The following is a 20,335-nucleotide window of genomic DNA, read 5'->3' on the forward strand; positions in this document are numbered from 1 at the left end:
CATATGGTGGCTGTGCCATACCGGCTTTTTCGACGTGGCCTAGCTGCGGTTTGGGAACAGACACCTTTCCGCACACGCGCCGCGGCTGCGATTTGGGGACAGACACCTTTCCGCACACGCGCCGCGGCTGCGATTTGGGGACAGACACCTTTTCGCACACGCGTCGCGGCTTCGAGCCCGTTGCCGAATCTTTGGGCCAATTCGCTGATACCAAGGTTCGTGTGCGAAAAGGTGTCTGTCCCCAAACCGCAGCCGCGGTGCAGCCTAGTCCAGCGGTTTATCCAGCTCGCGGGCCAGCTCGGGCATGAGCTCCGCAAATGTCGCCTCGCGCGTTTTCTTCTTGAGCTGACACTCCCACAGCACGTGCACGGTCCAGCCGTCCTCGCGCAGTGCGGTCAGGTTCTCGGCGTCGCGCTCCACGTTGCGCGCGAACTTCTTGCCCCAATACTCCACGTTCTTCTTGGGCGTGGAGGGGTTGCAGCGCGGGCAGCGGTGCCAGAAGCAGCCGTTGATAAACACCGCGACCTTGCGCCCCGGCCACGCGATGTCCGGGCGCCCCGGAACCTTCCACTGCAGGCGGTATCCCGTGAGCCCTGCCTCGCGCAGGCGCTCGCGAACGAGCAGCTCGGGCTTGGTGTCCTTGCCCTTGTTGCCTTGCATGGAGCGGTGTGTGCCGAAGTCGGTGGCCGCAGGCACCCCTCGGCGGGCGAGGTTTCTTGCCAGCGTCGCCTCCGCCTCGGCAAGACGCGCCTGTGTGAGGGCCTCCGACCAGCGCTCGCATAGGCGCTCGAGGCTCCACGCGGCGTTCGCCGGGCTTGTGGAGGGCAGCACGGTCGCCGGGATGCCCGTGCGGTACTCGAGGTACTTGCGATAAAGGCGCCCGGCGGTCGCGCCGTTGCAGATGACAGCGTGGATCGGCGCCTCTTCCAGCACGCGCGCCACGTCGTTGGCGGCAACGTTCTTTATGCTGGCATCGCTTGAACCCTTGATGTCGCACTCGGCGATAACGTCCCACAGCGCAATGCCCGCATCAAGGAGCATCCGCTTCTTCGACGCGATGGTATCGGGCGCCTCGCACCCCACATACGCTGCGATAACGCGCCAAAAACGGTTCTGCGGATTGCCGTAGTAGAACTCGTTTGCGCGGCTCTGCACAGAAGGAAACGACCCCAACACGAGCACGCGCGAGCGCGCATCGTATACGGGGTCGAACCCATGCGAGATATGTTGGTACGTACCAGCCACCCGCCCATTCTACCGCGCCCCTACCATTTGGGGACAGTCCCCAAACCGCTGCGGAAAGGGGACAGTCCCCAAATGGTAGGTCGCGGCGTGGCGCTAGTAGCGGCGGGTGCCGAAGAGGCCGCGCAGGAGCTGCTTGGCGGCCTCGGTGGCCTGCAGCTCGGTCTAGCCGGCTTGAACAGCCTCCTTGGTCTTGTCGCTTGCAGCGCCCGTCAGGTACTGCGGCGGCAAGACCTTGGCGTTCTCCACGACGCTCGGCTTGCCGTTCTCGTCCAGGAAGCTCGTCGGGGCCTTGCCGGTGCCGAGGGCCACGATGGCGTCCTCGCTTTTAAAGTTCGGGTTCGCGCGGAAAGCCTCGGACGTGGCCTTGACGGCCTTCTGCTCGGCGGGAGCGTAGGCGCGCAGGCCGTGCTGAACGCGGTTGGAGAGCTGGGCCAGCACCTAGTCGGGGATGTTGGAGGAGCTCTGCGTAATGAAGTAGACGCCGACGCCCTTGGAGCGAATCAGTTTGACGGCCTTGATGACCTTGTTCAGCTCGGTGGGCATGTCGTTGAAGACCATCCGCGCTCGTTGAAGAAGACGAACTTGGGCTTGTCTATGTCGCCGACCTCGGGGAGCTTCCCGAAGAGGTCCGAGAGCATTCACGTCGGGAACATAAAGTGGATCTGCGGATGCTGGATTAGCTGGGCGGTGTTCATGATGTTGACGTAGCCCTGGCCCTTCTCGTCGCACGCGAACCAATCGTTGAGGTCGAGCGCCGGCTCGCCGAAGAACGTGTCGCCGCCCTGGTTCTCCTCGGCGATAAGGCCGTGGCGGTTCGCCTAGCTAAGCAGCAGATATCAGGGGTTGTCGCCCTGGGTCGTTCAGATCTTATCGTTTTGAAGTATCGCGTCCTCCTTGAGGGCCTATCATAGACTCACTCGTTCTACCAGCGGGTTTATGGGCGGCGATGACTTCTCGGCAGGCGAAAGCTTCCGTTGACCCAACGGCGTTGGGCCGAGGTTCGGCGAACCTTTCATTTTGTGCTGCACCGGGTGACAGGTTCTCTGTGCTGCACGGGGAACCTGTCGCCACGTGCAGCACGAAATGGCGGGTTTGTGGCGTGGAGTTGAGTCCAAGTGTTAGGCGCAGGCGGTGCGTCGGCGGCGAACCAGCAGGTAAACGCCCCAGATGGCAAGTCCGCAGACCACGATAAGCGCGCCCAGCTTGGCGTCGTCGGCCATGACGTCGGCATCCGACAGCTCCACGAAGGGCCCGCTCTCGGCCAGGCTCGCGAAGCCGTCGACGCACCACATGAGGGCGGCGCCCGCATACATAAGGGCGAGCACGCCGAGGTGAAGGTCGGCGTGCTCGCTGCGAGTTGCGTACCAGGCGCCGGCGGCCGCGATGGCCGCAACGGCGGTGATGATAAGCGTCAAGGTTTAGGCCTCCAGGGCGGCGCGGGCGCTCGTCTTGGCAACGGCGTCGGCAATGACGCAGCTGGCGAACCAGGCGCAGGTCACAAGGGCAGCCATGCCGACACCCACGGTGGCCATCTCGTGCAGCATGACGGCGGTGTCGGTCGCGTTGCTCATCGCGGTGAGGAACGGGAAGGCGAAGGTGACCTCGCCGTGCCAAATGTGCTCGACGCACAGCAGCGCTGCGCCGCCGGCGAGCATGGTCTGCAGCCAGCCGAGCTTGGTCGTCATGCTGTAGCCGTTCTCGGCCACGCTCGTGAGCTGGTTGCCCTGCTCGTCGACGATGCCGGCTTCAATCTCGTGCTTCTTGACGGCGGAACGGATGCCGGTGACGGCGACGGCCTCGGCGCCGCCAACGATGAAGCAAGCCATGATTACCCCCTCGCGGCGCCTCGGCGCCAAAGGTTTTAAGTTTCTGGTTAGCGATTGTAGCAGGCGCGGCGCCCTTGCATCTCCCGTAGAATGGCTTTTACTGCTAGGAAATACGCACGTGACTGCCCGGTCGCGCGAGGGATGGGAATCCGAAATGAAGTATACGGTCGTGGCCGTCGGCAAGCTCAAGGAGAAGTTCTGGGCCGCCGCGTGCGCGGAGTACGTCAAGCGTCTGGGCGCTTACGGCAAGGTCGAGGTGCGCGAGATCGCCGACATCGACCCGGCGCGGGCCGGCGGCGTGGATGCTGCACGCCGGCGCGAGGGCCAGGGGATTCTTGCCGCAATCGGCGACCGATCGCACGTTATTTTGCTAGCCATCGAGGGCAAGGAGCGCTCGAGCGAGGACTTCTCGCGGCGCCTGGACGAGCTCGCGATCGGCGGAAAGAGCGACATCGTGTTCGTTATCGGTGGTTCGGACGGTGTCTCGGACGAGGTGCGCGCCCTCGCGAACGAGACCCTCTCGTTCGGGCCCATCACCTTGCCGCACAACCTGGCGCGCGTCGTTTTGCTCGAGCAGCTGTACCGCGCATGCAAGATTTCGCGTGGTGAACCGTATCACAAATAGTTATAGCTGCGGTTTTTGATAGGGTAGTACGGCTAATTTGAATCAATGCGCGACGGCTCGCCGGTCGCGCCAACGAAAGCAGGTAGAACATGGCACTCGCCGGACGTCAGATCAGGCAGCTCCGCAGCCTCGCGCACCACCTCGAGCCCGTCGTCATCGTGGGCAAGTCGTGCGTGACCGAGAACACCGTTGAGCAGGCAAACGAGTACATCGAGAAGCACGAGCTTATCAAGTGCTCCGTGCTGGACACCTGCGCCCAGACCCCGCACGAGGCCGCCGAAGACCTCGCCGAGGCGCTCGGCGCCGAGGTCGTGCAGGTCATCGGCCGCAAGTTCACCCTGTACCGCGAGACTTCCCGCGAGGGCGTCGAGAAGATTCAGCTCGACTAGCGTTCGGCTTGCAAGGTTTTGCCGCTCGTGCGACGTTTTCGGGGTTTGGCTGCAAAGTTTCGCCGCTCGTGCGACGTGTTTTGCTGCCGAAATCGAAAAATCGGCGGCTTTGGGCTTTGCTTTCCTGCGGTTTTGCAGCTGATTGCGAATCAAGGTCTCGAATTTACGTTGCACGAGCGGCAAAACCTTGCACGGCAACACCGTTTACGTCGCACGAGCGGCAAAACTATGCAGTTCGGAGGTCAATATGGGCACAGCGAAGCCGAGTGAGGGTGTTTCCGGCGTTGCGCTGCGCCGCGACGAGCGGGGCCTCGCGCTCGCCGGTGACGGTATGGAACTGCGCGGCGATTTTTCGCGCATGCTGCCGCGACTCAAGCCGGGCCGCCTCCAAAAAGAGCTGCTAGTGCGCGCCGCGCGAACAAAAGGCGTCGCGGCTCCCGCAGCCGCGGACTGCACGGCTGGTCTGGGAGAGGATTCGCTACTGCTCGCCGCGGCCGGCTTTGAGGTCACCCTCTTTGAGCGCGACGAGACGATCGCGGCGCTGCTTGCCGACGCGCTGGAGCGCGCGGCCGCAGATCCACAGCTCGCAAGTATCGTGTCCCGGATGCATCTTGTGCCTGGCGACTCCATCGAGGGCCTGTCCGCGATCGACTTTACGCCAGACGTCGTCTACCTCGACCCGATGTTTCCCGCCCGCACCAAATCCGCTGCAGTAAAGAAGAAATTCCAGCTGCTGCATCACCTGGAGCAGCCGTGCGAGGAGGAAGAAGCCCTGGTCAACGCCGCGCTCGCCATCCATCCCAGCAAGGTCATCATCAAGCGCCCCGCCAAGGGCCCCCAGCTCGCGGGCATAAAACCCGCCTACAGCATTTGCGGCAAGGCCGTCCGATATGACGTCCTCGTCCCGTCTCCTGCATAAGACGGGGCCGCCCTTTGCGGACAGAGGGGGCAATCCCTTTGTCCACCAAGAACGTGGACAAAGGGATTGCCCCACTTGTCCGCAAAGGGGCTGTCCCCCCGTCTTATGCGGCTTCCTCGAACTGGGAGTTGTAGAGCTCGGCGTAGAATCCGCCGGCGGCGAGAAGCTCGGCGTGGGTGCCCTTCTCTACGATGTCGCCGTCGCGCAGCACGAGGATGGCGTCGGCGTTGCGGATGGTGCTCAAGCGGTGCGCGATGACAAAGCTCGTGCGGCCGCGCATCAGCTCGTCCATGGCGCGCTGGATGAGCTCCTCGGTGCGGGTGTCCACGTTGCTCGTGGCCTCGTCGAGGATCAGCGCCGGGCGATCGGCAAGCACGGCGCGCGCGATGGTGATTAGTTGCCGCTGTCCCTGGGAAATGTTGGTGCCCTCCTCGTTGATCACAAAGTCGTAGCCGCCGGCCAGCGTGCGGATAAAGCTGTCGCAACGTGCGGTGCGCGCGGCGGCCTCGACCTCCTCGTCGGTGGCGTCGGGCCGGCCGTAGCGGATGTTGTCGCGGATCGTTCCGCAGAAGAGCCACGTGTCCTGCAGTACCATGGCAAACTCGCGGCGAAGCTCGGCGCGGTCCCAGTCGCGCACGTCGATGCCCTCGACGCGTAGCGATCCCGCGTCCACATCGTAGAAGCGCTGCAGTAGCTTGATGAGCGTCGTTTTGCCGGCGCCGGTGGGACCCACGATGGCCACGGTCTGGCCGGGCAGGGCCTCGCAGCTGAAGTCGTGGATGATGGTCTTGTCGGGCGCGTAGCCGAAGCGCACGTGGTCGAACTCCACGCGGCCCTCGCGCGCGGCGGGCACCTGCGGCGCGGCGGCGTTTTCCTCCTCCGGCGCGGCGAGGAACTCGAAGACGCGCTCGGTGGCGGCGGCCATGGACTGCAGCGTGTTGCTCACGTTGGCGATCTGCTGCACCGGCTGCGTAAAGTTGCGCACGTACTGGATGAAGCTCTGGATGTCGCCGACGCCGATGGAGCCGGAAAGCGCCAGCTGAGCGCCCACAACGACCACGGCCACATAGCCCGCGTTGCCCACGAGGCTCATGAGAGGCATCATCAAACCCGAAAGGAACTGCGAGCGCCAGCCGGAGATGAACAGCTGGTCGTTCTTCTCGTCGAACTCGGCCACGGCGTCGGCCGCGCGGTCAAAGACCTGGATAACGTTTTGGCCGGCGAAGTCCTCCTCGATGATGCCGTTGACCTCGCCCAAGACCTTCTGCTGTGCGCGGAAATACGGCTGCGAGAAGTGCATCATCACGCCCATGATCAGGGCGGCGGCGGGCAGGGTGACCACGACGACGCCCGTCAGCGGCAGGCTGATGGAGATCATCATGACGAGAACGCCGACGATCTGCGTGACGCTCGTGATGAGCTGCGTCACGGACTGGTTGAGGCTCTGCCCCAGTGTATCGACGTCGTTCGTGATGCGGGAGAGCACGTCGCCCTTGCTGTGCCCGTTGAAGTAGCTCATGGGCACAACGGCGATCTTCTCGGCGATCTCCTTGCGCATGCGGTAGCAGATGCGCTGCGTGACGCCGGTCATGAGCCAGCCCTGCAGCAGGCTGCACGCGGAGCTCGCGAGGTAGAGGCCGAGCAGGAGCAGCAGGGTGCGGCCGATCCAGTCGAAATCGACGCTGCCGGTGCCCGCGACCTTGGCGGTGAGGCCCTCGTAGAGCTTGGTCGTTACCTGGCCCAAGACCTTCGGGCCCACGATGTTAAAGACGATGGAGGCAATAGCGAACACGATGGCGAAGATTACGGCCACCTTATGCTTGCCGATGTAGCCGAGCAGCTTGAGCAGCGTGCCCTTAAAATCCTTGGCCTTCTCGGTCGGGCGACCCATCGGGCCGCCGTGGCCTCGTCTAGGGCCTCCTTGGCGGCGCTTCGGCACCTCGGTCTTGCTCATCTCGTCTGCCATTAGCGCTCACCTCCTTCCGTGGTCGTTGCGGGCATGGCCGCGGGTGCGGGCGTCGCGGGCGCGGGCGTTGCGGCTGCTGGTGCGTCCGCCGCAGGCGTGGCCGCCGCGGCCGTCGCCGTCGCCGTCGCGTCGCCCTCATCAAGCCCCAGCTCCTTTGCCGAGAGCTGCGACGTCGCGATCTCTAGGTAGGCCGGGCAGCTGCGCAGCAGCTCCTCGTGCGTGCCTTGGCCCACGACCTGCCCCTCATCGAGCACGACGATCTGGTCGGCGTGCATGATGGTGGCGATGCGCTGCGCCACAACGACGAGCGCGGTGTCCTTCTGCGTGCGCGCGAGCTCCTCGCGCAGACGCGCGTCGGTCTTGTAATCCAGCGCCGAGAAGGAATCGTCGAACACCACGACCTCGGGGTTCTTTGCAAGGGCGCGGGCGATGCACAGACGCTGGCGCTGGCCGCCCGAGACGTTGGACCCGCCCTGGCTTATCTCGCCGGTAAAGCCGCCCTCGCGCTCCTCGACGAACTCCGTGGCCTGCGCCACGCGCGCCGCCTCGCGCATATCGTCGTCGGACACGCCGTCGCCTGCGAACTTGAGGTTGCTCTCGACGGTGCCCGAAAAGAGTATGCCCTGCTGCGGCACGTAGCCCACGCGGCGGCGGAGCTCCGAGAGCGGCATCTTGCGCACGTCCACGCCGTCGAGAAGCACGGCTCCCTCGGTCACGTCGTACAGGCGCGGGATGAGCTGCACGAGCGTCGACTTGCCGCAGCCCGTGGAGCCGATGATGCCGAGCATCTGGCCCGCGCCGACGGTAAAGCTCACGTGCTCGATCACGTCCTGGTCGCCGTCGGGGTAACGGAAGGCGACGTCGGAAAACTCGAGCTGGCCACGCGGCGCGTCGGCCGCCGGCAGCTCGGGGTGCTCCGGCTCCTTGATGGAGCTCTCGGTCTCGAGCACCTGCTCCACGCGCTCGCAGGCCACCTCGGCGCGCGGCAGGATGACCGAGATCATGGTGAGCATCATGAACGACATGACGATCTGCATCGTATAGGAGATGAACGCCATCATGCTGCCGACCTGCATGACGCCGTCGTTCACGCCGCCGGCGCCGACCCACACGATGAGCACGGTGACGCTGTTCATGATGAGCATCATCAGCGGCATCATGAAGTTCATGGCGCGGTTGGTGAAGAGCTGCGTGTTCATGAGGTCGCTGGAGGCCTCGTCGAAGCGTTCGAGCTCGTGGGCCTCTTGCCCGAAGGCGCGGATGGGCATGATGCCGTCGAGCATCTCACGCGCGACGAGATTCACGCGGTCGATGAACGTCTGCATCTTCTGGAACTTGGGCAGCGTGAGGCCCATGAGCACGCCGATGACGGCGCACACGGCGATGACGGCCACCCCGATGGTCCACTCGAGGCCCGTTGAGGTCGCGAGCACGCGGACGATGGCGATGCCCGCCATGATCGGCGCCATCATGACCATGCGGATGAACATGGTCGCGGCCATCTGGATCTGCTGGATGTCGTTTGTGCAGCGGGTGATCAGCGACGCCTGGCTGAACTTGCCGACCTCGGCCGGCGAGAAGCTCATGACGCGGGCGAACGTCTGGCGGCGCAGGTCGCGGGCGATGACGCTTGCGGTGTGAGAGGCCACGGCGCCGGTGAGGATGGTGGCCACGAGGCTCACGGCGCACAGACCAAACATCTTGAGCGTCATGTTTGCCAGGTAGGAGTTCTGCACGTCGCCGAGGTCCAGCCCCTGCGCCTCGTACTCGGCCTTGACGTAACTGATGGCCCGCTGCTCCACAATAGAGCCGCTCATGGAGCCCATGGCGTCCGCCATAGCCTCGGACGCGGCCGTGAGCTGGTCTTTATTGATAATCTCGGCGTCGTAGGCCGTGCGGACGTCGTCCATGGTGATAGTTCCCTGCACGCCCGTGGAGCCGAGCGCGCTCGCGTCGGCGCCCTGCGAGAGCGAGAGCGCGACGGCCTCGGGCAGGCTCATGGCCTGCGCGAGGGCGGAGTCCTCGGCGCGGTCGGCCTCGATGCCCGTGTACGTGCGCACGCCGGCGGCGTCGGAGGGGCCGTACGCCGCCTCGACGGCCGCGATGTCGCCCTCGCCCATAAAGAGCTCGAGGTCGGCGAGCGCGTCTTCGCGGATGGTCGTGGGCACGGGGCTCTCGATGCCGCCCTGCTGGATGCCCACGTCGACGATCTCGGACATGTAGGTGGGCAGGGTCAGGTCGGCGTAGCAGCTCACGGCGATAAGCACCATGGCCATGACGAACGCCAGGATGTGGTTGCGGAAGAGCTTGATGACCTTCATCGCTCGCCTCCGTTTCTTTCTTCCTCGAGGATCTGGTTCGCGCGGCGCAAGATTCGCACGGCTTCGCGCGCGTCGTCCTCGCCCAGCTTGGCGAGAAACTCCTCGGTGCTGGATTCGAACGCGGTGCAGCGGGCGCGGTATTCGGCACGCCCAGCCTCGGTCGCGTTCACGGTGACGCGCCTGCGGTCGGCCGCGGAGTGCTCGCGCTCGATCCAGCCTTTTTCCTCGAGCGCGCGCAGCACATTGGCCACGCGAGCAGGGGAGAGGCGGATGCGGCGTGCGATCTGCCCGGGCGTCTGCGGGCCTTCTGTGCAGAGCACGTGCACGAGCGCCATCTCGCCCCGCACGGCGTTGTGCATCTTGGGGTGCATGTTGTGCCCGAGGCGTCCGAACTGCTCAAAAAGGTCATGCGCGAGGTCGTGCTCGACGGAGCCCGTGCGGGTTGAGTCGCTCAAAGCAAAAACCCTTCTAATAGAAACTACTTTCTGTGAAAGTTTCTACCCGAAACCTCGGTCGCTCAACCAATTGCCTGCGCTACACAAAGACGGCACATGTGCTTTCGGTGGCGCGGCGTGCGGTGCGGCGGCGCGTGGGTAACCATAGAGCCAGAACAACGCGACGTGGGGGGACCATGGATTACAGCAACGATTACCAAGCTCAGAACACCGGTTACGTCCAGCAGCCGGTCGCCTCGCCGCCGCAGTACGCCGAGGCGGGGCAGGTCGCCGGGGCGCGCACGGCGGCCTATGAGGCGACGCTCGACCGCGGGAGCCGCATCGGGTTCAAGGTCGCGGGCGTCCTGCTCGCGCTGCTGGTTGTCCTCTTTGTGGCGAGTTTCGTGTACACGGAGGCGAGAAACGCCGCGCAGAAGGCGGCGCAGGCGCAAGGCACGACCGCCGCGACGCAGACCACGACGACCACGACGACGAATTCGGGCAGGTCAAACGGCACGTCTGGCACCACGACCGAGGGTGAGTCCTCGAGCTCGTCGCCCGTCTCGGACGCGGTCGGCGTCGCCCAGACCATCCAGGACGTCGCTTACGGCGTCGGCGATGCAGCGGGCTCCTTCGTTGATACCGTCCAGGGAATCGGCGGCACGGCGAAAAACATCGTCTTGCGGGTCGAGGAGGCCATCGAGGCCATCACGCAGTAGCGAGCAAGGCCGCTCGGGTTCGGGCGGCCTTCTTTGTGGGCGCATTTATTGTCTTGTTAAGTGTCTTGTCACCTGTAAAGGCACGTGGCATACTATGGCAGGCTCATTTGCTCAATGGGGGAGAGGAAACGCATGGTCACAGACGAGATGCGCGCCGAGGTGGAGCGCCTAAAACGCGAGCAGGATGCCGTTATTCTGGCCCACTACTACGTGACGCCGGACGCCCAGGAGCTGGCCGACTATATCGGCGACTCGTTCTTTCTTTCCAAGAAAGCGGCGACGCTCGACTGCAAGACGCTGGTCTTTGCGGGTGTGCACTTTATGGCCGAGAGCGCGAAGCTTCTCTCGCCGGAAAAGCGCGTGCTCATGCCCGAGCCTACGGCCGACTGCCCGATGGCGCACATGGTGCAGAAGGCGACGATCGACGCCGCGCGCGCAAAGTACGGAGACGACCTCGCGGTGGCCTGCTACGTCAACTCCACGAGCCAAATGAAGGCCTGGTCAGACGTGTGCGTTACGTCGTCCAACGCCGTTGCCATCGTGTGCGCGCTGCCGCAAAAGAACGTTCTGTTTATCCCGGACATGAACCTCGGTCACTACGTGTCGCTGCAGGTCCCCGAGAAGAACGTCATTTTGAATGACGGTTTTTGTCCCACGCATGAGGCCATCGAGCTGGCCGAGGTCCAGGCGGCGCGCGCCGAGCACCCCGGCGCCCGTGTGCTCGCGCACCCCGAGTGCGGCGACTGGGTGCTCAAGGAGGCCGACTTCGTGGGCTCCACCTCGCAGATCGTCGCCGAGGCGGTGGCGAGCGATGCCACGGATTTCATCATCGCCACGGTTCACGGGGTGATCCACGAGCTCGAGCGCCTAACCGAAGGCAGTGGCAAGCGCTTCTGGTTCCCCGCGACCTGCCCCGTCTGCCCCAACATGGCGCGCGTCACCGCCGAGAAGGTCCTCGAGTGCCTGCGCGACGGCACGGGTGAGGTCGCGCTTCCGCCCGACGACGTGGCCGAGAGCTCCTCCCGTGCCCTCGACCTCATGCTCGACTACGCCAAATAACCTGCATAGGGGACAGTCCCTTTTGCAGGTCGCTGGGAGAACCTGCAAAAGGGACTGTCCCCTATGCAGGTGTAAGGAGATGTTTTGATGAGTTGCAAGGTGATTGATGCCGACGTGGTCATTGTGGGCTGCGGTGTGGCGGGTCTGTACTGCGCGCTCAACCTGCCGCGGGCGCTCAAGGTCGTGCTTCTTGCCAAGACGACCGTGGACGAGTGCGATTCCATGCTCGCGCAGGGCGGCATCTGTGTGCTGCGCGACGAGGACGACTACGAGTCGTTTTTTGAGGACACCCTGCGCGCTGGCCACTACGAGAACCGCCTTGAGTCCGTGGACATGATGATCCGCGCGAGCCGCCCGATCATCGACGACCTGGTCAAGCGCGGTGTCCGTTTCGCGCGCACGGCCTCAGGCGAGCTCGACTACACCCGCGAGGGCGCCCACTCCCGCCCGCGCATCGTCTACCACGAGGACATCACCGGCGAGGAGATCACCACGCACCTGCTCGCCTGCGTGCGCGGGCTGCCGAACGCGACCGTCCTGGAGAACACTTGCATGACGGACATTCTCGAGGGCTTCGACGCGGCCGGCGCGCGCGTGTGCCGCGGCATCGTTGCCGAGGACGCCGCGGGCGGGCGGCTGCAGATAAACGCCGACGCCACGGTGCTGGCCACCGGCGGCGTGGGCGGCCTGTACAAGCACTCCACCAACTACCCCTGCCTCACCGGCGACGGTTGCCGCGTGGCCGCCGAGCACGGCGTGCTTCTGGAGAACATGGACTTCGTGCAGATCCACCCCACGACCCTTTGGACCGAGAAGCCCGGACGCAGCTTCCTTATCAGCGAGTCCGCGCGCGGCGAGGGCGCGATCTTGCTCAACGCCGCCGGTGAGCGCTTCTGCGACGAGCTCCAGCCGCGCGACGTGGTGAGCGGTCATATCCTGCGCCAGATGGAGGCCGAGGGCTCGAGCTACGTGTGGCTAAGCTTCGAGCGCGTGGCCCGCGAGGAGCTCGAGCACCACTTCATCCACATCTGCGAGCAGTGCCGCGCGGAGGGCTACGACATCTTTACCGAGCCCATTCCCGTGGTGCCCGCGCAGCATTACTTCATGGGCGGCATCCACGTGGACTCCGACTCCCAGACAACGCTGCCGCACCTCTTCGCCGCGGGCGAGACCTGCTGCAACGGCGTCCACGGGCGCAACCGCCTGGCCTCGAACAGCCTGCTCGAGGGCCTTGTCTTTGCCCAGCGCGCCGCCGACAAGATCATGCGCGACCGCTTCGCCGCCGACACCGCCGCCCGGCTCGCCGCAGCCGCTGCCGCGCGCAGCCGGTTCGTGGCGGGCTCGCGCGATGTGACCGACGTGGCGCTGCAGTGCGGCGCGATCTAGGACATGCTTCATCACTAACGAGAGGACACCTGCGATGACCGACCCGATGATTCAAGCCAGGATGGACGCAGCTATCCGCGCTGCGCTGGAGGAGGACATGCCCTTCGGCGACGTGAGCACCATGTCCGTCATGCCCGAGCTGCGCTACGGCCGGGTGCAGCTCGTTGCCAAGCAAGACGGCGTCATCGCGGGCCTCTCGGTCTTCTCGCGCGTCTTCCAGCTCATAGATTCCGCAACCGTCGTGGATGCCGAGGTTTCCGACGGCGACGAGGTCACGGCCGGGCAGCACCTCGCCGAGGTGCGCGGAGACGTCCGCGTCCTTCTCGAGGGCGAGCGCGTGGCCCTCAACTTCCTGCAGCGCATGAGCGGTGTCGCCACGTATACCCACGGCATTGCCGCCGAGTTCGCGGGCACCAAGACGCGCCTGGTCTGCACCCGCAAGACCACGCCCGGCCTGCGCATCTTTGAGCGCGAGGCCGTGCGCTTGGGCGGCGGCGGGCTCCACCGCTTCGGCCTCTCGGACGCCGTGATGCTCAAGGACAACCATATCGATGCCGCGGGCGGTATCGCGCCCGCCGTGGCCGCCGCCCGCGCAACGGCGCCTTTTACCGCGCGCGTGGAGGTTGAGTGCGAGACCATGGACATGGTGCGCGAGGCCATCGCCGCCGGCGCGGACGTCATCATGCTTGATAACATGGACCATGAGACCATGGCCGCCGCCGTCGCCCTCATCGACGGCCGCGCGATCGTCGAGGCCAGCGGAAACGTCACGGCGCAAAACGCCCGCACCTATGCTGACCTGGGCGTTGACATCGTCTCCTGCGGTGCGCTCACGCACTCCGCGGGCATTCTCGACCTGTCCCTCAAGCATCTGGAGGTCCTTGCATGAGCATCCCCGGCAACCAGCGACGCGAGCAGATCCTCGGCACCCTGAGCGAGGCCGTCTCGCCGCTCTCGGGCACCGCGCTCGCCGAGCAGGCCGGGGTCTCTCGCCAGGTCGTGGTGCAGGACATCGCGCTTCTGCGCAGCCAGGGCTGGCCCATCCAGTCGACCAACCGCGGCTACGTTCTCGAGCGCAAGACAACGCGCCCGAGCCGCCTGATCAAGTGCCACCACAGCGTCGAGCAGACGCCCGAGGAGCTGAACCTCATCGTCGACCTCGGCGGTCATGTGGAGGATGTGCTGGTCAACCACCGCGTTTACGGGCGGCTCTCCTGTGAGCTGGGCATCGCCAGCCGCCGCGACGTCAAGGCCTATATGGAGGCCATCCGCTCCGGCAAGTCGAGCCCGCTTATGCTCATCACCAGCGGCTACCACTTCCACCACGTGACGGCCGACTCCGAGGAGGTCCTGGACGAGATCTGGCAGGCGCTCTCCGACGCGGGTTTCCTAGCCGAGAAGTCCGACTTCGAGCGCGAGGCCTTTGGGCAATAGCCGCGAGGCCTTCGGGCAATAGCCGCGAGGTTTTTGGGTAATAGCCGCGAGCCTTTGGGCAATAATCCTGCCTGTGTCTAAGCGAGAGGAGCCCCATGTCTGACGTTCGCCCATCCATCCCCCGCACGCCCGCCCAGGCTACGCTGCGAGTCGTCTCCATCGTCATGGCAATCATCGGCGGCGTCGTGGTCGTCGGCGGCGTCCTCGCTTTTTGGTATCGCGACCGCCTGGGCCTCGCCGACGAGCTCTCGTGGCTCGCGTATTCCTACGGCGGGATCATCCTCGGGGTTGCGGCGTTGCTGCTGGTCACGGCTTGGCTCGGGCTGCGCGCGGCCGACGATTCCTCGCGCGTGGCGCCCTACCGCAACCTCTGCTATTCCGTCGGCCTCGTCACCCTGGTCGCCATCGTTTGGGGCTGGGGGATGGGCACGTTTCTGCTGTTCAACCCGTTTGTTCTGCTCAGCACGGTGACCTATGTGCTCGTGTGCTCGCAGCTCGCCGACAAGGTGGCCGAGGAGCACGAGCGCGGCGTCTCGGGCGAGGTGTTTCTGCTCAACGCGGACCAGCGGACGCTTCACCTGCTCTCCGAGGTCATCCTTGTAAAAGGCGCGCTCATCGGCACGTTCACCGGCGTCATGGCCATCGGCCTTCTCGCGCAGGGCGGCCGTCAGCTCGCGGAGCAGCTCGGCGTGGCCATGGCCGATTACGAGCGCGCGCTCATAACGTACGGTGTTACCGCTGCGATCAACATCGGCGTGGCGATGCTCGGCATCTGGGGCTCCAACCGGCCGCAGCGTGTCACCCCGTTTTTGGTCATAAGCGGGCTTGTGTCTCTTGCCGACGCGGCGTTCGTCGTGATCGGCGTCGTGATGCACCAAGAGCTGGGGACGGCCGCCGTCGAGATCCTGCTCGACCTGGTCTACATGGGCGCCTGCACCTGGCAGGCCTGGAAGATCCGCCGGCAAGCATAAGACACAGGGACAGCCCCTTTGCGGACAAAGGGACTGTCCCCTCTGTCCGCAAAGGGGCTGCACGGCGCCTTATCCCCGCAGGTGTTGGCGGTATTCGCGCGGCGTGCAGTGATAATCGCGGCGGAAGAGCTGCGCGAAGTTGCTCGGGCTCTGGATGCCCACAGCCCGCGCCACCTCGGAAATGGGCATCGGGGTCCCTGCCAAGAGCTCAGCGGCGCAGCTTAGGCGCTTTATCATGAGGTAGCGAGAGGGCCCCACGCCGAACTCGCGCGTAAAGCAGCGCAGGGCCTCGCGCTCGCTCACCCCGCCTGCTGCGGCGATGTCGACAGCGGTAATGCCTTGCGCGTAGTGCTCGGCGATGTAGTCGCACATCTGCGCCGCGCGCTCGGAGCTTACCGACTTCGCCTTGGGCCGCGTCTTCGGGGCATCCAGCCGCTTCCAGATTTCAACCATGAACAGCGAGAGATGCTCGCGCGCCTCGATCTCGAAGCCGTCGCCTTCTTTCTCCAGTGCGTCGATTGCCTGCGCCAGGTGCGCGGTCGCGGATGCGTCGCCTTTATCGTTCTTGCGAAAAACAACCAGGTCAAGGCCATCGGCATCGACGATTGGCTGCACATAGCGCCGATGAATCGCCGTGTCGCGCCCGCCGCTCACCAGCGTGCCCGAATAAACCGCTGAGCGCAGCCTGCCCGTGCCCGTGGTCTCCACGGCGTGCGGTCGGTTCGTGTTCACAAAGACCGCGTCGCCCGGCGCCAGCTCAAGCGAGTTCTCGCCAACGTGGACGGTCAGGTCCGCCTCAACGCCCAGGATTGCCTCGAAGTCGGCGTGCCAGTGCCACGGCACGCCGCCGCCCGGCGCGGCGCTCAAGGTCTCGTCGTAGCCGAGGATGGGGAACGATTCGTCGCCGTGCGAGGCGACCTCGTTGCCGTTGTCCGACATAATCATCTTGCAACGCGGCCCTGCGTAAATCATGCTTGTCCGTTTCCGTATAGTTTTCGTCCGAATGACGGGTTAATCTCTAAAATTCTTGTCGGTATTATTGCAAATAGTTTTGCAGCGTCAAATCTCGTTAGGAAATAGTCCCATGGCTTCACTGCTCCTCGTCGTCATTTACATCGCATTCGTCTCGCTTGGGCTGCCGGACTCGCTGCTCGGCTCCGCATGGCCGGTCATGTACGTTGAGCTGGGCGCACCCGTGGCCGCCCAGAGCGCCATCACGATGATCATCACCGCCTGCACCGTCGTCTCGAGCCTGGCCACGGCGCCGCTGGTCCGCCGCCTCGGCACGGGCAAGCTGGTCGCGGGCTCCGTCGCTTTGACGGCCCTGGCCATCCTCGGCTTCTCGGCCAGCGCGAGCCTGTGGCAGCTGCTCCTGCTCGCCGTGCCGTACGGCTTGGGCGCGGGCTCCATCGACTCGGCGCTCAACAACTACGTGGCAATCCACTACGGCGAGCGCCACATGAGCTGGCTGCACTGCTGTTGGGGCATCGGCACGAGCGTGAGCCCGGTCATCATGGGCCGGGCGCTTGCGGGGCCGATGAGCTGGCACGGCGGCTACCTGGCCGTCGGGCTTATGCAGGCGGTTATCACGGGCGTCATGGTCTTCTCGCTGCCGCTGTGGAAGCGGGCGGGGGAGGGCGCCGTGGCCGAGGACGAGGCGGCTGCGGCCGGCGAGGGCACCGCTGGCGCCGCGGCCGGCAGGTTCACCTACGCCGACGCCTTCCGCCTGCCCGGCGCCAAGTCCGCTATCTTCTCGTTCGGCTGCTACAGCGCCTTCGAGTACGTCTGCGGCCTGTGGTCCTCGAGCCACCTTGTCCTGGCGCGCGGCATCACCGAGGCGCAGGCGGCCACGATGGCCTCTTTCTTCTACATGGGCATTACGGTTGGCCGCTTGATCTCGGGTTTTATCGCTCCGCACGTGGGCAGCAAGAACATGATCCGCCTGGGCCAGGGAATCGCCGTGGCGGGCATCGCGCCTCTGATCGCGGGGCAAGGCGAGGTCATGCTTTCGGTCGCGCTCGCGCTTATAGGCCTCGGCTGCGCGCCCATCTACCCGAGCATCATCGCGCTGACCCCGGAGCGTTTCGGCGAGAACGCCTCGCAGTCCATGGTGAGCCTGCAGATGGCCTGCGCCTACGTGGGCTCCACCTTCGCACCGCCGCTCTGCGCGGCTTTGGTCGCCGCCGGCGGTGCGGCGTTCGTGCCGTGGCTCCTCGTGGTCGTGCTAGTCGCCATGGTGCTTCTTTCCGAGCGGGCAAACGCGCGGCTCTCGGCCAAGTAGTAAGGTGCGACGGCCTTAAACAGGGGTTTATTCAAGAATCGAGGTGTTATGTACGCCGATTACCACGTGCATTGCGAGTTTTCCGACGACTCCGACTACCCGATGCTCGACGTCTGCCGCGACGCTGTCGGCCTGGGCCTCGACGAGCTGTGCTTTACCGACCACGTCGATTACGGCGTTAAACCCGACGTCGATGAGTACGAGCGCGACCATTCGCTGGCGCGCGTTGAGATGGACCAGCCCGTGCTCAACGTCGATTACCCGCGCTATTTCGCGGCCATCGACGAGGCGCGCGAGCAGTTCGCAGGCAAGCTGGCCATCAAGGCCGGCCTCGAGCTCGGCGTGCAGGGCCACACGATTCGGCGCAACCAAGCGCTGGTAGACACGTGGGGTGAGCGCATGGACTTCGTTATCTGTTCGATCCACGAGGTGGGCGACAAAGAGTTCTGGACGGGCGAGTTCCAGGAGGGCCGTACCCAAGCCGAGTATAACCAGGCCTACTACGAGGAGATGCTCGCCGTGGTCGAGGGGTTCAGGGGCTATTCGGTCCTCGGGCACCTCGACCTGATCAAACGCTACGACCCAGCGGGCATTCTGTCCTTCGAGGCGTCGCGCGACGTGATCGCGGCCATTCTTGAGCAGGTGATTGTCGACGGCAAGGGCATCGAGCTGAACACGTCGAGTTTTCGCTACGGCCTGCCCGACCTGCAGCCTTGCTGCGAGATCTTGCGCCTGTACCGCGACCTCGGCGGGCGGGTGTTGACCATCGGCAGCGACTCGCACGAGCCTGCGCACCTCGCGGCGCACATCGGGGAGTGCCGCGAGCGCCTGCGCGCGCTGGGCTACGAGCGTTTCTGCACGTTCGAGCACTTTGAGCCCGTCTGGCACGAGCTGTAATAAGCGCGCCGCCGCCCGCGCCCCGGAAACGCGCCGTCCAGCAACCGCGCCGCCGCCCGCGCCCCGGAAACGCGCCGTCCAGCAACCGCGCCGCCGCCCGCGCCCCGGAAACGCGCCGTCCAGCAACCGCGCCGCCGCCCGCGCCCCGGAAACGCGCCGTCCAGCAACCGCGCCGCCGCCCGCGCCCCGGAAACGCGCCGTCCAGCAACCGCGCCGCCGCCCGCGCCCCGGAAACGCGCCGTCCAGCAACAAGGGATTACTGGATGGCGTGATTTTGGGGCTCGTGGCCCCTGCTGATTACTGGATGGCTTCGGTTCGGGGCGCACGCGGCCCGCGCACCCTCGCGCGGCAACAAAAAAAGCGGGCCCCATCGCTGGGACCCGCCCTGAGGTTTGGCTCAAAGGCCTCGACTACTTGCCGAGGGCCTCCTTAACCTTGGCCTCGACGTCGGCGACGACTTCCTCGGCCTTCTCCTCGTGCTCCTCAATCTTTTCGTCTGCCATGATGCACTCCTTTCGGTAGGCGTAAGTGTCGCGCGTGTTCCTAGCCATACGATTCCGGGCGCTTCCTGCGGCTCGTTTATCAATTAACGATGTTCGAGTCCCGTGAACGGTAAACGCGCGGTTGAGCCAGCAGCTTGCCAGCGACCCCCTAAAACTCGAACGTCTTGGTCTCGGCGGTAAAGGAACTGATGGTCGCGTGGGCGTTGGCAAAGTAGAAGACCTGCGTGTTCCCGTCGTCGGCGGCATACATTTTCTTGAGGCCGGGGTTGTCGTCGAGAACCGCCTGGCGCGCCTCGTTGCGGTCGTCCTCCACGGCGTCGGCGTCGATGCGCAGCCAGGAACCGTCCTTGCCCATGTCGCAGATGGCGCAGCGCGGGTGGGCCATCAGTTCGCGGCTCACGGCCTTGACCTTGCCGGTCTGGAAGTAGATCTTGCCCTCAAAGAGCGTGGCGGTGCCGAACGGGCGCACTTGCGGGTTGCCCTCGGCGTCGACGGTGGCCAGGAAGTACGTAGGGTTTGCCTTCAGATAAGCGAGGACCTCGTCCATGGTGGTTCCTTTCTGGTTGGGTGCGATAGCCACATTCTACTCGGCGCGGCCGCACGGCTGCGCGGCCAAAAGACCTTAGCTCCGAGCTAATGAAATCGCAGTGCGCGCTTCTTATCATGGGCGTTGTCAGCATGCCTTAAGGAAAGAAGGAAGCGTTATGAGCGATCAAAACAGCATGTCGCAGCCCCAGCCCAAGTCCGCCGCGGCCATCGTCGCCCTTGTTTTGGGCATCATCGGCCTCGTGAGCTCGTGGGTGCCCATCGTCAACAACTTCTCGTTTTTCTTTGTCCTCATCGGCATCGTGTTCGGCATCGTCGGCCTTGTTGGCACCCTGCGCGGCAAGAAGTCGGGCAAGGCTATGGCCATCGCGTCGCTGCTCGTGTGCGTGATAGCCTGCGCCATCGTGCTCGCTACCCAGAGCGCCTATTCGAAGGCCATCGACGAGGCGACCAAGGGCGCCGTCTCGAGCTCCAGCGGCTCCAGCGTGACCGGCACCGACGCGGCCGCGACAGGCACCGAGCCCGCCTCCGGCGACGCCGCGAAGTACTCCATCGAGGGCGAGGAGTTCGTCACGGACGCCTACAACTGCAAGATCGTCGGCATCTACACGAACAAGTCCGGCGCCAAGCAGAACTACGTGCAGGTAAGCTATACCTTATTCGACGCCGACGGCAACCAGATCGGCACCGCCTTTGCCAACACGAGCAACCTGGATGACGGCGGCACCTGGAAGTTCGAGGCCTCGACCCTCAAGAGCGCCGACGAGATTGCGACGTGGAAGTTCAGCGAGGTCAGCGCCTGGTAGGCAACTGC

General features: G+C 65.0%; 20 protein-coding genes and 1 pseudogene. 12 read left to right on the plus strand and 9 right to left on the minus strand.

Annotated features, from left to right (window positions below; translation table 11 throughout):
* Window positions 1-264: 264 nt before the first annotated feature.
* The 4 genes and pseudogenes from U5709_RS10265 to U5709_RS10290 all read right to left on the minus strand — a co-directional run bounded on the left by U5709_RS10265 (window position 265) and on the right by U5709_RS10290 (window position 3,071).
* Window positions 265-1,245: a DNA-deoxyinosine glycosylase gene (locus tag U5709_RS10265; RefSeq protein WP_321973337.1), complete on the minus strand. Its 981-nt coding sequence runs from the start codon at window positions 1,243-1,245 to the stop codon at window positions 265-267.
* A 162-nt stretch (window positions 1,246-1,407) separates the two neighbouring features.
* Window positions 1,408-2,045, minus strand: a pseudogene (locus U5709_RS10700) (helicase HerA-like domain-containing protein).
* Between the two features lie 318 nt (window positions 2,046-2,363).
* Window positions 2,364-2,660 (minus strand): hypothetical protein, encoded by a 297-nt coding sequence (locus U5709_RS10285; protein WP_321971856.1) that lies wholly within the window; start codon window positions 2,658-2,660, stop codon window positions 2,364-2,366.
* A gap of 3 nt (window positions 2,661-2,663) precedes the next feature.
* Complete coding sequence (locus tag U5709_RS10290; RefSeq protein ID WP_321971857.1) at window positions 2,664-3,071, minus strand: hypothetical protein; 408 nt, start codon at window positions 3,069-3,071, stop codon at window positions 2,664-2,666.
* Window positions 3,072-3,225: 154 nt separating this feature from the next.
* Between U5709_RS10290 and rlmH the strand changes: the two genes are divergently transcribed.
* From rlmH to U5709_RS10305, 3 genes are all read left to right on the plus strand, one after another.
* The gene (rlmH, locus tag U5709_RS10295) at window positions 3,226-3,696 is read left to right on the plus strand and encodes a 23S rRNA (pseudouridine(1915)-N(3))-methyltransferase RlmH (RefSeq protein ID WP_321971858.1); all 471 of its coding nucleotides are present in this window, start codon (window positions 3,226-3,228) and stop codon (window positions 3,694-3,696) included.
* Window positions 3,697-3,785: 89 nt separating this feature from the next.
* Entirely contained in the window at window positions 3,786-4,085 is a 300-nt protein-coding gene (gene yhbY / locus U5709_RS10300; RefSeq protein ID WP_321971859.1) for a ribosome assembly RNA-binding protein YhbY, read from the plus strand.
* 142 nt (window positions 4,086-4,227) lie between these two features.
* Window positions 4,228-5,004, plus strand: coding sequence for a class I SAM-dependent methyltransferase (locus U5709_RS10305; RefSeq protein WP_321973338.1), 777 nt, complete (start codon window positions 4,228-4,230; stop codon window positions 5,002-5,004).
* 103 nt (window positions 5,005-5,107) lie between these two features.
* On the opposite strand, the gene U5709_RS10310 is transcribed toward U5709_RS10305, so the two are convergent.
* Genes U5709_RS10310 through U5709_RS10320 form a run of 3 tightly spaced genes read right to left on the minus strand, consistent with a single transcriptional unit; the run spans window position 5,108 to window position 9,746 of the window.
* Window positions 5,108-6,970, minus strand: a complete 1,863-nt coding sequence (locus U5709_RS10310; protein WP_321973339.1) for an ABC transporter ATP-binding protein — start codon at window positions 6,968-6,970, stop codon at window positions 5,108-5,110.
* Window positions 6,970-9,291, minus strand: coding sequence for an ABC transporter ATP-binding protein (locus tag U5709_RS10315; RefSeq protein WP_321971862.1), 2,322 nt, complete (start codon window positions 9,289-9,291; stop codon window positions 6,970-6,972). The genes U5709_RS10310 and U5709_RS10315 overlap by 1 nt, the downstream gene beginning before the upstream one ends.
* Window positions 9,288-9,746: a MarR family winged helix-turn-helix transcriptional regulator gene (locus tag U5709_RS10320; protein WP_321973340.1), complete on the minus strand. Its 459-nt coding sequence runs from the start codon at window positions 9,744-9,746 to the stop codon at window positions 9,288-9,290. The genes U5709_RS10315 and U5709_RS10320 overlap by 4 nt, the downstream gene beginning before the upstream one ends.
* Before the next feature lie 176 nt (window positions 9,747-9,922).
* On the opposite strand from U5709_RS10320, the gene U5709_RS10325 reads away from it, so the two are divergent.
* The 6 genes from U5709_RS10325 to U5709_RS10350 all read left to right on the plus strand — a co-directional run bounded on the left by U5709_RS10325 (window position 9,923) and on the right by U5709_RS10350 (window position 15,294).
* The gene (locus tag U5709_RS10325; protein WP_321971864.1) at window positions 9,923-10,444 is read left to right on the plus strand and encodes a hypothetical protein; all 522 of its coding nucleotides are present in this window, start codon (window positions 9,923-9,925) and stop codon (window positions 10,442-10,444) included.
* Window positions 10,445-10,576: 132 nt separating this feature from the next.
* Window positions 10,577-11,503 carry a quinolinate synthase NadA gene (gene nadA, locus U5709_RS10330; RefSeq protein WP_321971865.1) on the plus strand — a complete coding sequence of 309 codons (927 nt, stop codon included), beginning with the start codon at window positions 10,577-10,579 and terminating at the stop codon, window positions 11,501-11,503.
* 87 nt (window positions 11,504-11,590) lie between these two features.
* Window positions 11,591-12,889 carry an L-aspartate oxidase gene (locus tag U5709_RS10335; RefSeq protein WP_321971866.1) on the plus strand — a complete coding sequence of 433 codons (1,299 nt, stop codon included), beginning with the start codon at window positions 11,591-11,593 and terminating at the stop codon, window positions 12,887-12,889.
* Between the two features lie 34 nt (window positions 12,890-12,923).
* Window positions 12,924-13,778: a carboxylating nicotinate-nucleotide diphosphorylase gene (gene nadC, locus U5709_RS10340; RefSeq protein WP_321973341.1), complete on the plus strand. Its 855-nt coding sequence runs from the start codon at window positions 12,924-12,926 to the stop codon at window positions 13,776-13,778.
* Window positions 13,775-14,323 (plus strand): transcription repressor NadR, encoded by a 549-nt coding sequence (locus U5709_RS10345; protein ID WP_321971868.1) that lies wholly within the window; start codon window positions 13,775-13,777, stop codon window positions 14,321-14,323. Before nadC ends, U5709_RS10345 begins: the two co-directional genes overlap by 4 nt.
* Window positions 14,324-14,418: 95 nt before the next feature.
* Window positions 14,419-15,294: a hypothetical protein gene (locus tag U5709_RS10350; protein WP_321971869.1), complete on the plus strand. Its 876-nt coding sequence runs from the start codon at window positions 14,419-14,421 to the stop codon at window positions 15,292-15,294.
* Window positions 15,295-15,363: 69 nt separating this feature from the next.
* Here the strand turns inward: U5709_RS10350 and U5709_RS10355 are convergent, their stop codons facing one another.
* Window positions 15,364-16,239: an AraC family transcriptional regulator gene (locus U5709_RS10355; protein ID WP_321973342.1), complete on the minus strand. Its 876-nt coding sequence runs from the start codon at window positions 16,237-16,239 to the stop codon at window positions 15,364-15,366.
* Between the two features lie 139 nt (window positions 16,240-16,378).
* Here U5709_RS10355 and U5709_RS10360 point away from each other — a divergent pair, with 139 nt between their 5' ends.
* Window positions 16,379-17,575, plus strand: coding sequence for an MFS transporter (locus U5709_RS10360; protein ID WP_321971871.1), 1,197 nt, complete (start codon window positions 16,379-16,381; stop codon window positions 17,573-17,575).
* 48 nt (window positions 17,576-17,623) lie between these two features.
* Complete coding sequence (locus U5709_RS10365) at window positions 17,624-18,472, plus strand: histidinol-phosphatase HisJ family protein (RefSeq protein ID WP_321971872.1); 849 nt, start codon at window positions 17,624-17,626, stop codon at window positions 18,470-18,472.
* A gap of 651 nt (window positions 18,473-19,123) precedes the next feature.
* On the opposite strand, the gene U5709_RS10370 is transcribed toward U5709_RS10365, so the two are convergent.
* Window positions 19,124-19,522 carry a pyridoxamine 5'-phosphate oxidase family protein gene (locus U5709_RS10370; protein WP_321971873.1) on the minus strand — a complete coding sequence of 133 codons (399 nt, stop codon included), beginning with the start codon at window positions 19,520-19,522 and terminating at the stop codon, window positions 19,124-19,126.
* Between the two features lie 157 nt (window positions 19,523-19,679).
* On the opposite strand from U5709_RS10370, the gene U5709_RS10375 reads away from it, so the two are divergent.
* The gene (locus U5709_RS10375) at window positions 19,680-20,327 is read left to right on the plus strand and encodes an FxLYD domain-containing protein (protein ID WP_321973343.1); all 648 of its coding nucleotides are present in this window, start codon (window positions 19,680-19,682) and stop codon (window positions 20,325-20,327) included.
* The last annotated feature ends 8 nt before the right edge of the window (window positions 20,328-20,335 follow it).

This window comes from Paratractidigestivibacter sp. (genome assembly GCF_963660155.1).
Classification (GTDB): Bacteria; Actinomycetota; Coriobacteriia; order Coriobacteriales; family Atopobiaceae; genus Paratractidigestivibacter.